Genomic DNA, 14,383 nt, shown 5'->3' with positions numbered 1-14,383 from the left:
GTGCGAAACACGAGAGGTCGAGCAGCCGCGGTTTTCGTGGGCTGATCGTGCCGTGCTCTCCGCTCTCGCACGGCACCTTCCCTCCGTCTTACGTCGCCATCGACTGGTCACCCCGGGCACACTGCTGACCTGGCACCGGCGTCTGGTGCGCTGGAAGTGGCGCCAGACGGCGGTCGGCCCCGGTCGGCCGTCATTGCCGGAAGAGACGGTCGCGCTCATCCAGCGCTTGGCGAGAGAGAACCCGACCTGGGGGTACGTCAGGATTCAAGGTGAGCTGCGGCGGCTCGGGCATCGGGCTGCGGTCGCCACGATCTGGCGCGTTCTGCGCTGCTTCGGTCTACCGCCCGCACCGCAGCGCGCCTCCAAGCATACCTGGCGTTCCTTCCTGCGCTCACAGGCCCACACGCTGCTCGCCTGCGATTTCATGCACGTGGAGACCGTCTTCCTCAAGCGCCTCTATGTCTTCTTCGTCATGGAGATCGCCACCCGGCGCGTTCACGTCCTGGGCGTCACCGCCCACCCGACCGGCACATGGGTCGCCCAGCTCGCCCGCAACCTGCTCATGGACCTTGAGGAGAGGACTGGGTGCTTCCGGTTCCTCATCCGCGACCGGGACAGCAAGTTCACCGCCGCGTTCGACGCCGTCTTCGCTGACAACGGCACAGCCGTCATCCCGACTCCGCCGCAAAATCCCCGGTCCAACGCGTTCGCTGAACGATGGATACGCACAGTCCGTACCGAGTGCACCGACCGCATCCTGATCACCGGTGAACGGCACCTGCGTACTGTCCTTCACCAGTACGCCGAGCACTACAACGCGGGACGGGCCCACCGCAGCCTCGGCCTACGGGCACCCGACGACGACCCGAACGTCATCCCCCTAGCCGCTGCCACGGTCAGGCGCCGCCAAGTACTTGGCGGACTGCTCAACGAGTACCACGCCATGTCACCCCGAGTGCCTCCCCATCCACAGGAAACGCCCAGCTCAGCAGCCTGATCGGAATATTGACACCCTTCACGAGCGCAGGCTGTCCGCATCGTGGCCGAGGAACCACGCCATCGCGAGATGGCCCACTCCGTGCGGCCGCAACCCGGCCAGCTTGCTCGGGTCGATCTCCGGCCCCGCGCCTTCCGGTATGGGCTTCTTGCGGTCGGTCAGGTGCATGACGCTGAGGCCGGTCCGCTGGGCGACCTTCTGCTCCAGCGTCAGTCGGGACACCAGCTTTCCGACCGAGTCTTCGCTGTGCAGGACGGACATGTGAACTCCCTGGCTCAAAGGATGGTGCGCCAGGCGCTGCGGCCCGGGCCCGCCGTCGCTTCCTTGCCGTCGGGCAGGACGACGGTGGCGGTGGACGTGGGCGGGACATCGACGCTGATGTCCAACTCCCCGCCCTGGATGCACCATTCGACGACGATGGTGCCGCGCGGGCTGTCGAAGGTGCCGCGTGCCCAGCCGACCGACGGATGGGGTACGGGCGCGACGACGAACCGCTCCCAGGCCACGGAGCCTTCGGCTTGGCGTAGGCCGAGGGTGTGGGTGTGCAGGAACTGGATGACGGCACCCTTGCTGTAGTGATTGAGCGATTCGTGCGCGTCACCGTTCTCGTCGACGCCGTCCCACTCCTCCCAGATGGTGGTGGCGCCACGGTCGAGCATGCCGAGCCAGGACGGCGACGTGCGTTGGAGCAGCACCTCGTACGCCAGGTCGGTGTGCCCGGTGTCGGCGAGGGCGGGCAGCAGGTCGGCGGTGGAGAGGAAGCCGGTGCCGAGGTGTGTCCCCGCCTCCCGGATCAGAGTGGCCAGGCGCGCGGCGACCGCGTCGCGCAGCTCCTCGGGGGCGAGGCCGAGCGACAGGGCACGTACGTAACTCGCCTGGGTGTCGACGCTGGTGCGGCCGGTGTCGTCGAGGAACTCCGTGCGCCAGGCCTCCTTGATCCGTTCAGCGAGACGTGCGTACCGGGCGGCAGCGTCCTCGCGCCCCAGGACACCGGTGACGGCGGCGAGTGTGGAGGTGGAGCGGTACAGGAAGGCGGTGCCGACCTCGCCCTTGTCCGTGGTCGTCCAGTCCTGCAGCGACTCGATGATGGAGCCGTCGGCGGCACGGGGTTTCGGCTCGCACCACTCGCCCCAGTGGAAGGAGCCGTCCCAAATGAACTCCTCGTGCGGCAACGGCTCTTGAGAGCGCTCGACGCGGGAGGGGTGACGCTTCGTGCGGGCCGCGCCCAGCGCGAACTCCACCCAGCGGACCATCGCGTCCCAGTTCTCGTCGAGCGCCCGGCGGTCGCCGTACGTCTCGTACAGCAGCCACGGTACGAGGACGATGGCGTCGCCCCAGCCTGCGGAGCCCGTCATGCCGTCGAGGCGCTGGTCGGTGTGGAGCTTGATGCGGCGCCCGTCCGGGGAGAAGTTGGCGATGCGTCCGTCGTCGAGCTGGTCGTCACGGACCGAGCGGAGCCATTTGCGGCTGAATCCGTGGATGTCGTAGAGGCGGGCGGCGGTGGGGGCGAAGACCTGGTAGTCGCCGGTCCAGCCGATGCGTTCGCGGGTCGGGCAGTCGGTGGGTACGTCGACGGCGTTGCCCCGGAAGCTCCTACGGGCCACGTCGTAGAGGCGGTTGAGGTCGTCGTTGCCGCAGGCGAAGGTGCCGGTCGGGCGCAGGTCGGTGTGGACGACCTTCATGGTGAGGCTCAGTGTGTTCAGCGGTGCGTCGCCGCGCTGCAGGCGTGCGTAGCGGAATCCGTGCACGGTGTGCCGGGGTTCGAAGACCTCGCCTTCGGCTCCGGAGGAGATGACCTCGTCGTGCTGGACGAAGACGGTGACCGGGTCGCCGGGTCGCTGGCAGTCGAGGTGGGTGGTGGTCAGGTCGCCGGTAGCGGGGTCGACGTGCTCCCCGTAGTCGATCACGGTGCGGGTGTCGGCCGGGCCGAGGTCGGTGAGGGCGAGCCAGCCCGAGGCGTTCTGGCCGAAGTCGGCGACCCAGGACCCGCTCTGCAGCCGGGTCAGCGAGACGCAGGGGCGGTCCTCGATGCGGCGCACGGGGGGAGCCGGGGACCAGGTGATCGGGGGTGCGCTCACGGCGTCGACGAGGACGGGAGCTCGCTCGGCGACCGGGGCGAGAAAGTCGGTGATCTGGCCGTCCATCAGGTCGGCTTGGGTGATCGAACCGGAGGCGGATGTCCAGTGCTCGTCGGTGCGGACCACCTGGCGTGTCCCGTCGGCGAGGCCGAGATGCAATTCTGCGCGGGCGGCGAGGAGTTGTCCCCACCCGGCGGGTTTGCGGAAGGCGCCGACCTGGCCGCGGTACCAGCCGTCGGACAGCACGATCTCGAGGGTGTTGTCGCCTGAGCGGACGGACGAGGTGACGTCGGCCGCCTGGGCGTACAGGGTGCGGTCGTACGAGGTCGAGCCGGGCGCGAGTTCGACGGTGCCCGCTCGTTCGCCGTTCACGAACGCCTCGTACACACCGAGGGCGGTGGAGTAGAGGCGTGCTCGTACCACCTCGGAGGTGTGGAACGTGGTGTACAGGGTGTGCGCGGGCCGCTTGCCGGGCGGGAGTTGCGAGGCGCGTGGCTCGTCGGCCGGTGTGATCCAGGAGGCCGTCCAGTCGGCGTCGAGCAGCCCGGCCTCGAAGGTGTGCCAGGAGCTCCACGCCGAGGGCTCGGCGCGACGTCGCACCCGCCAGCGCACTCGCTCGCCGCTGCGCAGCGCACGCACCGGCCAGTCGACGAGCAAGTAGCCGACGGCGAAGGCCCGTTGCTCGGGATGCCCGTCGATGGTGATCTGCAGTTCGTACTCGTCTCCCGCCGCCCCGGCATCGTAGGCGGGTTTCCAGGAGAGGCGGGGGCGGCAGCCGGACACCGGAAACCGGTCGCCGCCGCTGTCGATCGCCAACTCGTACGGTGTTTCAGGGGTGTTGAGCGTCATCCGGTCTCTTTCCTCCGATGTCCGGATCTGGATCCGCTGGGGTCCGCCTCGGTCAGTGGCCGTTGGCCGGCTGCGTGTAGGTGGTCCCGTCGATGGTGGTGGTGAGCGTGCCGACGGACTGGAAGTCGTTGCGGAGCACCACGGACGGGCCGAGAGTGAAGCCGTCGGGTCCGGTGCGCTTCGTGCCGGTGTGCCGCCCGGACAGCTTCAGGTCCTCTGTCCAGGTGAGGCAGGCGAACTCCGAGGCGGTGCCCGCCGTGCAGCCGAGCGTCGTGTTGGCGCCCCGTGCGACCTTCTCGGTGCCGTTGATGATGTTCGCGCCGTCATCGCTGAAGTTGCTGTAGGAGACGGCGACGCTGAGCGGCATGGCGCCGGCGCTGTTATTGGTGATCTGCACGGTCGCCGAGCCCTGGGCCTTGCCGCGCATGGTGTATGTGCCCGTCGGGATCGGCTTCGCCGCAGCCGGAGTCGTGGACGGGTCGTACGGGACGCCCCAGGTCTTGTCGGAGACCGGTACGGGCGTCACGGGCGCGGTGGGCCTGAAGTCCGGGAAGCGGGCGATCATCAACCGGCTGTTGCGGCCGCCGGGTTCGGTCGAGTCGACGCAGCGGTGCGGTGTCGGGTTGGCGCCGCAGGCCAGGTTCTCGGTGTAGACGACGGCCGTACTGTCGGCGAGCCACGCCGGGTCGGCGGCCGCGTTCCAGTTCCGGTCGGACCCGGCGTTGATCTGGAACCCGTTGCCGGTCTTCGGGTCGACGAGCCACGGCGAGAAGTAGCGGCGGTTGCCCTCGTTGCGGATCCCGGCGACGAACGGGGCGGTGCCGCCGTGCGCGGTGAGCGCGGGGATGCCGGGCATCCCGGAGATGAAGTCCAGGCGGCCCGAGCCGGTCACCTCGTCGGCGACCAGCCACTTGCCGTCGGGGGACGCCGCCATCGGGTCCGTGTAGTGGGCGTTGCGGGTCACCGGCCGGGAGGCGCCGGTGGCGAGGTCGGTGGCCCAGCCGTCCATGCTGTCGGACTTGAGGCTCTGGATGCCGAGGGTCGCACCGCCGTCCGCGGTGAATCCGCGCGGTTCACCGACCATGCCGGCGTAGCTGGCCCGCAGTTCGTTGCCGTTCTCGACGACCAGCGGCTGGAACGCGGCCGAGGAGTTGGTGAGGACGGAGACGCCCGCGAGTTCGTAGCGGCTGTTCGCCTTGTCGTACGTGATCCGGCCGACGTACGGGATCTCCGAGAGTGACCTGTAGTCGAGGACGTCCCACACCAGGTGCGTGCCGTCGGGGCTGAGCCGCCACTCACGGCCGTTGTTGATGCCGACGCCGTCGGGCTTGAAGAGCGGCTTGCCGTTCCAATAGATGGGCGTGATATGGGTGTTGGCGGCGGTGCAGCGGTCGTCGGTGACCGCGTACTGGGTGGTGTCGGTGCCGCACGACAGGATGCCGTTGCCGACCAGGACGCGCTTGCGGTCAGGCAGTTCGTTCGCGGGCGGGTAGGTGAACTGGCTGGTCTCGATGTCGGAGCTGTAGGACACCCCGCACGTGACGCACTTCCACGCCTCGCCGTTCGGGAAGGTGGTGCCGTCGGTGCGGACCACCAGGACCTGCGGGCCGGTGTAGATGCTCGCGGGCCCGGTGCTCGGTGCTCCCGCGTAGGTGATGCCCAGGAACACGTACTTCGCGTTCCTGGCGGGTCCCGGGGATCCGATGCCGCCCCAGTCGGCCGAGACGCAGCCGGTGGGGTGGGTGCAGACCCCGTCCGCGGGGACGGTCGGCGGGACCGGCAACTCGCTTATGCTTACTCGGGGTTGCGTGGTGCCCGACGCGTCGGCGGCCGTGGACGCGTGGGCGCTGGGCAGGGCCGCGGCGAGCGCCAGGACGGCGGCCGCGCTTCCTCTGACGAGGACGGAACGCACACTCCGAACTCTCATGATCTCGGCAGCTTCCTCACTGGTCGTTGCGTGGTCACTTGAGACGATCGATTGAGACGTTTCACTTGAGTGCTCCCGCCGACAGGCCGCTGATGATGTGGCGCTGCGCGATCGCGTAGAAGACGACGATCGGCAGGGCGGCGATGAGCGAGGCGGCGAGCAGGATCTGTTGTTGCGGGGTTTCGGCGGACATGAAGTTGGTGAGTCCGCGCTGTACGGGCATCAGGGAGCTGTCGTTGAACAGCACCAGGCCCATGAGGTACTCGTTCCAGACCTGCATGGCCTGGATGACGGCCACCGCGATCAGGCCGGGCTTGGCCAGCGGCAGGATGATCCGCCAGAAGGTGGTGAACAGGTTGGCGCCGTCGATGGCTGCGGCCTCCTCCAGCTCCTTGGGCTGGCTGGCGAAGAAGCCGCGCATGATCAGGATGGAGATGGGCAGGCCGCCCGCGATGAGCACGAGGATGTAGCCGATGCGGGTGTTGGCGAGCCCGAGCGTGATGAGCAGCTTGTACTGGGCGATGAACGACGCCGGCAGCGGGATGATCATGATGACGAGGATCGCGCCGACGACGGCGCCGCGGCCGGGGAACTCGATGCGGGCCAGGGCGTATCCCGCGAGGCTCGCGATGATCAGGATCCCGAGGACGGCGGCAGAGGTGTAGAGGAAGCTGTTGGGGAGGTACTGGCTTAAGCCGCCCTCGTTCCACGCGGTGGCGAAGTTGCCCCATTCGAAGGGGTGCGGGATCGGGTTCGTGCCCTTGTACAGTTGCTTGCCGCTCTGCAGGGATCCGCTGAGCACCCACAGCACCGGTACCAGAGCCTCGAGGGCTCCGGCGATCAGCAGGACGTACAGGGCGATGCGCGGCAGGCGGATGCGGCGGGGAGGCCGGCTGATCCGTGCCGGTGCAGGTGCGGTTTTCGTCTCCCGTGCCGGGTCGAGAAGCGTGTTCACGGTCAACGTCCCTTCTCCGTCCGGGAGTCGGTGAATCCGCCGAGCCTGCGGGAGACCCACAGCTGGACGCAGGCCAGAGCGACCAGGCACAGCCCGAAGATGACGGACATCGCGGCCGCACGGCCGTACTCGCTGTACTGGAAGGCCTGTTGGTAGATGTGCAGGGTCGGGACCTCGGTGTGCCCGGCGGGACCGCCGTTGGTCAGCACCTGGACCGTCCCGAAGATCTGCAGACCGGCCAGCAGGGTCAGCACGCTGACGATGCCGGTGACGTGGGACATCCCGGGCCAGGTGACGTAGCGGAACTGGGCCCAGCCGCGCGCCCCGTCGAGCGACGAGGCCTCGTACAACTCCTTGGGCACGTCCTGTCGGCCAGCCAGGAAGAGGATGAAGCCGAAGCCCCAGTGGTACCAGACGAACACGGCGGCGACCGCGATCACGGCCGTCTTGGGATCTCCCAGCCAGTTGTGCTGGAGGCCGTCGAGGCCGACCGTCTTGAGCGCCTGGTTGACGATCCCGATGTTCGGGTCGAGGAACCACGAGAACATCACGCCCACCACGACCGTGGAGAAAACGCCCGGCAGGTAGTAGACAGTACGGAAGAACGCGGACCCGCGACGCGCCCGGTGCACGGCGAGCGCCATCACCATCGACACCGCGTTGGCGACGATCAGGCCGACCAGGCCGTACAGGACGGCGTTCCTCATCGAGCCCCAGAACTGGGTGTCGTGCAGCACGTAGCGGTAGTTGTCGAGCCCGACGTACGGAGAGCTGAGGCTCACCCCGTCCCAGGACTGGAAGCTCAGCTGAATGCCCTGGACGAAGGGGACCACCGTGAACAAGCCGATCATGGCCAGTGCCGGAGCCAGGAAGAACCAGGCCGCCAGCACGCGGCTGCGGCGCCGCATTACGCGCTCTTCTGCGCCGCGTCGAGGTCGCCGAGGACCTGGTCGACCGAGCGCTCCTTGAGGACGAGGGCCTGCGTGCCCTTCTGCAGTGCGGTGTTGACCTGCTCCAGGATCTGGTTCGGCACGAGCTGGATGTCGGAGATCTTCGCGGCGATGCCGGTCAGCTGCTGCGGGATGGTCTTCTCGGAGACGGCGCGCGCGGAGGGGATGAGCGGGACGCCCTCGGCCCAGACCTTCTGCTGGTCCGGCGCGGTCAACCATTGCAGGAACTTGAGCGCCTTGGCCGCGTTCTTGCTGCGCGGGTTGACCGCGGCGCCTTTGGCGGCGCCGCCGACCAGGCGCGGGGTCTGGGTGCCGTCGTCCGCCTTGGGCAGCGGGAAGGAACGGAAGTCGGTGAACTCCGGGGCGGTCGCACGGGCGACACCGACGGCCGAGGTGCCGTCGAAGATGGCGGCGACGCCCTGCGTGTTGAAGAAGGCCTTCTCCACGGTGGGGTTGTCGCTGTTGCCGTTCGGAATCGAGCCGTTGTAGATCACGCCGGCATCCCGCAGGTCGACGACGAGCTGCAGGGTCTTGCGCCAGCCCTCGCTCTTCCAACTGCTCTTGCCCACGAAGGTGGCGTTCAGCTCCTCGTCGGACATGTAGTTGGACCCGTAGGACTGGATCAGCTGGTTGGACAGGCTCGTCGCGAACCAGAAGGGGCCCTTGCCCGTCTTCTTGATCTTCCGCATCTGGTCGATGAACTCGCTCATGGTGGCGGGGGCCTGGTCCGGGTTGAGCCCCGCGCCCTTGTACATCGCCGCGTTGACGAAGACGCCCAGGGCCGGTGTCTCCCAGTGGGCGCTGTAGGTGCCCGCCTTCACGTGCTGCGGGTTGTCGGCGCCGAACGTCGTCGTCTTGAGGGTGGCGGGCCGGAAGGTGTCACCCCAGCTGCCCTTCAGCTGGTCGGTCAGGTCCATGGCCCAGCCCGCCTTGTAGTACGGGGTCATGGAATGGCCGTCGACCACCGAGAACATGTCCGGCATGTTCCGGGACTGCGAGCTCGACTGGAGCTTGGTCAGGAAGTCGGCGGGGCCGACGTCGTCGATCCTGATCTCCACGCCGACCTGCTTCGTGTACTGCGCGGCCAGCTTCTTCAACGTCGCGGCCTGCCCCCGCGACTGGTTCATGAACACGATCTCCTTGCCGCCGCCCGAACTGCCCGAGCCGCCGGAACCGCACGCCGCCAGCGGCGTGGCGGCGAGACCGGCGCCGACCGCTCCGAGGAGGCCGCGCCGGGAGAGTCCGGAGGAACCTGTGGAAGGGGTCGGCCGAGCCGGGCCCGCCATGTGGAATCGCGTCATCTTGGGTCTGTCCCTTTGAGTGAGTGGCGAAGACGTCGCGCGAAGAACCGCCGGCCACACAGGTCCGAAAAGAAGTGACCTTAGTGCTCGAAACAATTTTTTGCCGGTCGCGCTGGCCGTGAACGCTAGAACCGCGTCAACTGTCCGTCAATCCCTTCCGCGTAGTTAATTTTCCACTACGGCACTGGTCTTGACCTGGAGGATTGCCGAAAATATTTTCGGTGTTACGGTGCTGCACAGCGCGGGACGCTGACCCGCCACACGCCCCTGGGAGAGTCATGGCACCCGAGCCACAACGCGTCACCCTTGCGCAGGTCGCCGAGTCCGCCGGCGTCTCGGTCGCCACCGTCTCCAAGGTCATCAACGGCCGCCCCGACGTGGCCAAGGAGACCCGCGACAAGGTCCTGGACCTGCTGCGCGACCACAACTACGGCGGCTACCGGGACGATCTGCGCTCGCATCCGACCGTGGAGCTGTTCTTCGGGTTCGAGCGGCTGAGCATCTACCACACCCAGATCATCGAGAGCGTGGTGGACGCAGGGGCCCGCGAGGGGATCGCCGTGGTGGTGGGCCGACGCGGCAACCACGACCCCGCCGCCGATCCGGTCGCCTGGGCCCGCAGCCTCGCCGCCGCAGGGCGGCGCGCCGTCATCGCCGTCACGGCCAACCATCTGTCGCACCCCATCCGTGATGCCCTGAGCCGCTACCAGATGCCGCTCGTGCTGCTCGACCCGGAGGTGCTGCCCGACAACTCGACCGTCAGCGTCGGTGCGACCAACTTCTCCGGCGGCCACGCCGCGACCGCGCACCTGCTCTCGCTCGGCCACCGTCGCATCGGCTATCTCGGCGGTACCGAGAACTCCTGGTCGAACCAGGCCCGGCTGCACGGCTTCCGCAGCGCGATGGAGACAGCCGGCGCGCCGGTGCCGCCCGAACTGGTCCGCCACGCCGGCACGACCCACACCGCCGAGGGCATAGTGCACGGTGGGTCGCTGCTCGCCGTGGACCCCACGCCGACCGCGGTGTTCGCCGCCTCCGACGAACTGGCCGCCGGGGTCATCGAGGCGGCCCGGCGGCGCGGCCTTCGGGTGCCGGACGACCTGAGCGTCGTCGGCTTCGACAACACGCCGCTGGCCCAGGTGATCTCCCCGCCGCTGACCACGATCGACGGCCCGGTCCGCGAGATGGGTGCCGTGGCCCTGCGCACCGCCCTGCAACTGGCCGCCGAAGAGAAGATCGACTCCCACCACGTCGAGCTGGCCACGCAGTTGGTCGTACGAGAGTCGACGCGACCCCCGCGCGGCTGACACCCCGCCCACCGCCTTCGAAGCCCCTGCCTCGTCCGGGGGTTTCCCTGGCATGCCGTCTCACGCCACCACCCCACCCGGTGCGAACTCACGCCAACGCACCATCCGATGCGAAGGAATTCCATGTTCCAGCCATCCGACAGGGTCCTGTTCGGCGCCGCCTACTACCACGAGTACCAGCCCTACGACCGTCTCAAGGACGACCTCGACCTCATGGCCGAGGCCCACTTCAACCTGATCCGAGTCGGCGAGTCGGTGTGGTCGACCTGGGAGCCGGAGAACGGAGTTTTCCAACTCGATTGGCTCCAACCGGTGTTGGACGGCGCGCACGAGCGCGGCATCGCCGTCGTCCTCGGCACCCCGACCTACGCGATACCCCCGTGGCTCGCCCGCCAGTACCCCGAGATAGCCGGGGAGCGCGGCACCGGGCAGCGCATCCCGTGGGGCTCCCGTCAGGAAGTCGACTACACGCACCCGGCGTTCCGCTTCCACGCCGAGCGCGTCATCCGCAAGGTCGTCGCCCGCTACGCCGACCACGCGGCCGTCATCGGATTCCAGGTCGACAACGAGCCGGGTCTGGAGCTCTTCCACAACCACGGCGTCTTCCAGCGCTTCGTGGACCATCTGCGCCACACATACGGCGACGTGGACACCCTCAACCGCGAGTGGGGCCTGACCTATTGGTCGCACCGCCTCTCCACCTGGGCCGACCTGTGGACGCCCGACGGCAACGGCCAGCCGCAGTACGACCTGGCATGGCGCCGCTTCCAAGCCGAGCTCACCACCGAGTTCATCGACTGGCAGGCCGGGATCGTCCGCGAGTACGCGAGCCCTGTGCAGTTCGTCACGACCTGCATCGCTTACGACCGCCCGGGAGTCGAGGACGACGCGCTCACCCGCGACCTCGACGTCGCCGCGGGCAACCCGTACTACGCGATGCAGGACTCCCTCGCGCTCCCGGACACACGCCCCGCGCACGCGGCCACGATGTCCAACGACGGGACGTGGGCGCTGTACCGCATCGCCGACCGCATCTACGCCTCGCGCCAGGAGCCGTTCCTGGTCACGGAGACGAACGCCCAGACCGTCGGCAGTTCGTCGCGCAACAAGCCCGCCTATGACGGGCAGTGGCGCCAGGCCGCCTGGGCACTGATCTCGCGGGGCGCCTCGATGATCGAGTACTGGCACTGGCACACCCTGCACTACGGCACCGAGACCTACGTGGGCGGCATCCTCCCGCACAGCGGCCGCCCGGGCCGGATCCACCGCGAACTCGCGGTGCTGGGCGCCGAGTTGAAGACGGCAGGCGATCTGGTCGCCGCCCTCACCCCGGACGCGGACGTGGCGTTCCTGTTCTCGCTGCCCAGCAAGTGGGCGTTGCAGGCCAAGCCCTCGCTGGCCAGGCCGGACGGATCGCCGGACGAGCGCTCGTACGAGACCATCTTCGACGCGTTCTACCGCGGCGCGTTCGACGCGGGTCTCCAGGCCCGTCTGGTCCATCCCGACCAACTCGACACCGTGGACCTGCCCCCATTGCTCGTCGTCCCGGCCTTCTACATCGCCGACGACGCGACCCTCGACCGGTTGCTCGCCTACGCGGAGTCCGGCGGGCACCTGGTGATCGGCCCGCGCACCGGCTACGCGGACCTCGAAGCGCGGGCCCGCACCGACGTCCAACCCGCCCGCCTGTCCGGGCCCGCCGGAGTCTCGTACGACGAATTCACCAACCTGGACAGGGCGGTTGGGGTGCAGGGCAGCACCGAACTCACCCTTCCGCCCGGGGCGCAGGCCCTGCACTGGGCGGAGGGGCTCGTCCCGGACGGAGCCGACGCGCTGGCCACCTACGACGATCCGCACCTCGGGCGCTGGCCCGCGGCCACCACCCGCACGTACGGCACCGGCCGCATCACCTACGTCGGCACGGTGCCCGACCCAGCCTTCGCCGAAGCCCTCTTCAACTGGGGTGTCCCAGACGGCACGTGGGGCCGCCCGCACCCGAGCGTCACGGCGACCTCGGCCACCGCCCGCGACGGCCGGCGCGCCCGCTTCCTGCACAACTGGTCCTGGAACCCGGTGTCCGTCCCGCTGCCCGCCGCCGCGCAGGACGTCCTCTCCCCCACCTCCTACGAGGCCGGCCAGTCGGTCGAGCTCGGCCCGTGGGACGTGAAGGTGTTCACAGACCGGGACTGACCCCCACCCTCCGATGTCACTCACCACAGGAGCCCTTTCGATGCGCTCTTCCCAGCGCGTGCTCTGCAATCCCCTCGATCTCCCCTACCGCTACCAGGACATCCGCAAGGACAACGGCACCTGGCGATCCGTCCACCGGGAAGCGGCGGACCCTTCTGTCGTCCGGTTCCGGGGCCGCTTCTACATGTTCGTCTCCATGTCGGCGGGCTTCTGGCACTCGGAGGACCTGCTGCGGTGGGAGTACCGCCCGACCTCCAAGCTGCCCGCTCTCGACTATGCGCCGGACGTACGGGAGGTCGACGGCGCGCTGTACATCAGCGCATCGAGGAAGACCGCCAACTGCCCCTTCTTCCGTAGCGTGGACCCGCTGTCCGACGACTTCGTCGAGGTCACACCGGGCACCTTCCCCTTCTGGGACCCGAACCGCTTCCAGGACGACGACGGCGCCGTGTACCTCTACTGGGGCTGTGACAACAACACGCCTCTGTACGGGGTGCGTCTGTCGGACACCTTCGAGCAGATCGGCGAACCGACGCCCCTGATCCGGTCCGACGTCTCGACTCACGGCTGGGAACAGGTCGGTGAGGATTACGTCGACTCGCCGGCCCACCCCGGGCAGGAGGAAGGTCTCGCCCGGCTGCAGGGCAAGCCCTACATCGAGGGCGCGTGGATGACCAAGCACGACGGCACCTACTACCTGCAATACGCGGCGCCCGGCACCCAGTTCAACACCTACGCCGACGGCTACTACACTTCCTCGTCCCCTCTGGGCCCGTTCACGTACTCCCTCGACAGCCCGTTCTCGTCGAAGCCGGGCGGCTTCATCACCGGCGCCGGGCACGGCAGCACGTTCCAGGACCGACACGGCAACTGGTGGCACACGGCGACCATGCGGATCTCGGTGCACCACGACTTCGAACGACGCGTAGGGTTCTTCCCGGCGGGCTTCGACGACGACGGTGTGCTGTTCTGCAACCAGAACTTCGCCGACTACCCCTTCGTCTTCCCGGACGGTCCTTTCGACCCGTGGACGCCTCCACCCTGGCAGCTCCTGTCTTACAGAGCGGATGTCGACGCCTCGTCCTCGGCGCCTGGCCACGGCCCTGAACTCGCCGCCAACGAGGACATCCGCACCTGGTGGGCGGCCGCGAGCGACGAACCCGGCGAGTCCCTGACCCTCGACCTCGGCGCGAACAAGACGGTGCACGCCCTCCAAATCGACCTGGCGGACCAGGAGTTGGGCACCATCGCCCCTCGGATCACCGAAGGAGCCGACTGGAATCCACAGTTCTGGCGCGGCATCTTCCCCGCCCATACCCCGGCCGAGACCGCGGTGGAGGTATCCGAGAACGGCCGGCAATGGACCGTCGTGCACGACTCCCGGGGCACGGATACCGACGGCCCGCACGCCTTCCTCGTCCTCGACACACCACAGCGCATCCGGTTCGTTCGGGTCACCGGCGGCCGTATGCCGTTCGGCGGTGTCTTCGCGCTCAGCGGTGTCCGGGTCTTCGGCACGGGCGACGGCCCGGCACCGCATGCGGTGACCGCTCGGGCCAGTCGTGTCGACGGCCGGACCGCCAGGGTCGAGTGGGACGCCGCCGCCGGGGCGACCGGCTACAACGTCCGCTACGGCCGCCATCCGCAGAAGCTGTACCACAGCTGGCAGGTGCACGAGCGGGCCGCACTCGACCTGGGATCGCTCAACGCGGACGCGACGTACTGGGTGGCGGTGGACGCGTTCGGCGAGGGCGGCGTCACGCCCGGGGAGCCGGTGCTCGTGAAGTGATCACACCCGCCCGCAGTCCTCCTCTTCTACCGAAAGGTTC

10 protein-coding genes are annotated in these 14,383 nt (G+C 68.6%); 4 read left to right on the top strand and 6 right to left on the bottom strand.

The window, feature by feature from the left end; all coding sequences use genetic code 11:
* Nucleotides 1-52 precede the first annotated feature (52 nt).
* The gene (locus CGL27_RS10995; RefSeq protein ID WP_119986264.1) at nt 53-997 is read left to right on the top strand and encodes an integrase core domain-containing protein; all 945 of its coding nucleotides are present in this window, start codon (nt 53-55) and stop codon (nt 995-997) included.
* A gap of 18 nt (nt 998-1,015) precedes the next feature.
* On the opposite strand, the gene CGL27_RS10990 is transcribed toward CGL27_RS10995, so the two are convergent.
* From CGL27_RS10990 to CGL27_RS10960, 6 genes are all read right to left on the bottom strand, one after another.
* Nucleotides 1,016-1,258 (bottom strand): hypothetical protein, encoded by a 243-nt coding sequence (locus CGL27_RS10990; RefSeq protein WP_119986262.1) that lies wholly within the window; start codon nt 1,256-1,258, stop codon nt 1,016-1,018.
* A 14-nt stretch (nt 1,259-1,272) separates the two neighbouring features.
* Nucleotides 1,273-3,924, bottom strand: a complete 2,652-nt coding sequence (locus CGL27_RS10985; RefSeq protein WP_119986260.1) for a family 78 glycoside hydrolase catalytic domain — start codon at nt 3,922-3,924, stop codon at nt 1,273-1,275.
* A gap of 52 nt (nt 3,925-3,976) precedes the next feature.
* Entirely contained in the window at nt 3,977-5,836 is a 1,860-nt protein-coding gene (locus CGL27_RS10980; RefSeq protein WP_162952955.1) for a hypothetical protein, read from the bottom strand.
* Nucleotides 5,837-5,912: 76 nt separating this feature from the next.
* Nucleotides 5,913-6,806 carry a carbohydrate ABC transporter permease gene (locus CGL27_RS10970; RefSeq protein WP_162952954.1) on the bottom strand — a complete coding sequence of 298 codons (894 nt, stop codon included), beginning with the start codon at nt 6,804-6,806 and terminating at the stop codon, nt 5,913-5,915.
* 2 nt (nt 6,807-6,808) lie between these two features.
* Nucleotides 6,809-7,714 carry a sugar ABC transporter permease gene (locus tag CGL27_RS10965; RefSeq protein WP_162952953.1) on the bottom strand — a complete coding sequence of 302 codons (906 nt, stop codon included), beginning with the start codon at nt 7,712-7,714 and terminating at the stop codon, nt 6,809-6,811.
* The gene (locus tag CGL27_RS10960) at nt 7,714-9,057 is read right to left on the bottom strand and encodes an extracellular solute-binding protein (protein ID WP_119986252.1); all 1,344 of its coding nucleotides are present in this window, start codon (nt 9,055-9,057) and stop codon (nt 7,714-7,716) included. Before CGL27_RS10960 ends, CGL27_RS10965 begins: the two co-directional genes overlap by 1 nt.
* 278 nt (nt 9,058-9,335) lie before the next feature.
* On the opposite strand from CGL27_RS10960, the gene CGL27_RS10955 reads away from it, so the two are divergent.
* From CGL27_RS10955 to CGL27_RS10945, 3 genes are all read left to right on the top strand, one after another.
* Nucleotides 9,336-10,364 (top strand): LacI family DNA-binding transcriptional regulator, encoded by a 1,029-nt coding sequence (locus CGL27_RS10955; RefSeq protein WP_119986250.1) that lies wholly within the window; start codon nt 9,336-9,338, stop codon nt 10,362-10,364.
* 123 nt (nt 10,365-10,487) lie between these two features.
* Nucleotides 10,488-12,554: a beta-galactosidase gene (locus CGL27_RS10950; protein WP_119986248.1), complete on the top strand. Its 2,067-nt coding sequence runs from the start codon at nt 10,488-10,490 to the stop codon at nt 12,552-12,554.
* 40 nt (nt 12,555-12,594) lie between these two features.
* Nucleotides 12,595-14,343: a family 43 glycosylhydrolase gene (locus tag CGL27_RS10945; RefSeq protein WP_119986246.1), complete on the top strand. Its 1,749-nt coding sequence runs from the start codon at nt 12,595-12,597 to the stop codon at nt 14,341-14,343.
* Nucleotides 14,344-14,383 lie beyond the last annotated feature (40 nt).

This window comes from Streptomyces sp. 11-1-2 (genome assembly GCF_003595545.1).
Lineage (GTDB): Bacteria > Actinomycetota > Actinomycetes > Streptomycetales > Streptomycetaceae > Streptomyces > Streptomyces hygroscopicus_B.
This window is presented reverse-complemented; position numbering and strand designations above follow the sequence as displayed.

What these genes read in the sequence shown, in the direction of transcription:
- CGL27_RS10990 (WP_119986262.1), bottom strand. Translation starts at nt 1,258, where the DNA reads ATGTCCGTCCTGCACAGCGAAGACTCGGTCGGAAAGCTGGTGTCCCGA.
- CGL27_RS10985 (WP_119986260.1), bottom strand. Translation starts at nt 3,924, where the DNA reads ATGACGCTCAACACCCCTGAAACACCGTACGAGTTGGCGATCGACAGC.
- CGL27_RS10965 (WP_162952953.1), bottom strand. Translation starts at nt 7,714, where the DNA reads ATGCGGCGCCGCAGCCGCGTGCTGGCGGCCTGGTTCTTCCTGGCTCCG.
- CGL27_RS10960 (WP_119986252.1), bottom strand. Translation starts at nt 9,057, where the DNA reads ATGACGCGATTCCACATGGCGGGCCCGGCTCGGCCGACCCCTTCCACA.
- CGL27_RS10955 (WP_119986250.1), top strand. Translation starts at nt 9,336, where the DNA reads ATGGCACCCGAGCCACAACGCGTCACCCTTGCGCAGGTCGCCGAGTCC.
- CGL27_RS10950 (WP_119986248.1), top strand. Translation starts at nt 10,488, where the DNA reads ATGTTCCAGCCATCCGACAGGGTCCTGTTCGGCGCCGCCTACTACCAC.
- CGL27_RS10945 (WP_119986246.1), top strand. Translation starts at nt 12,595, where the DNA reads ATGCGCTCTTCCCAGCGCGTGCTCTGCAATCCCCTCGATCTCCCCTAC.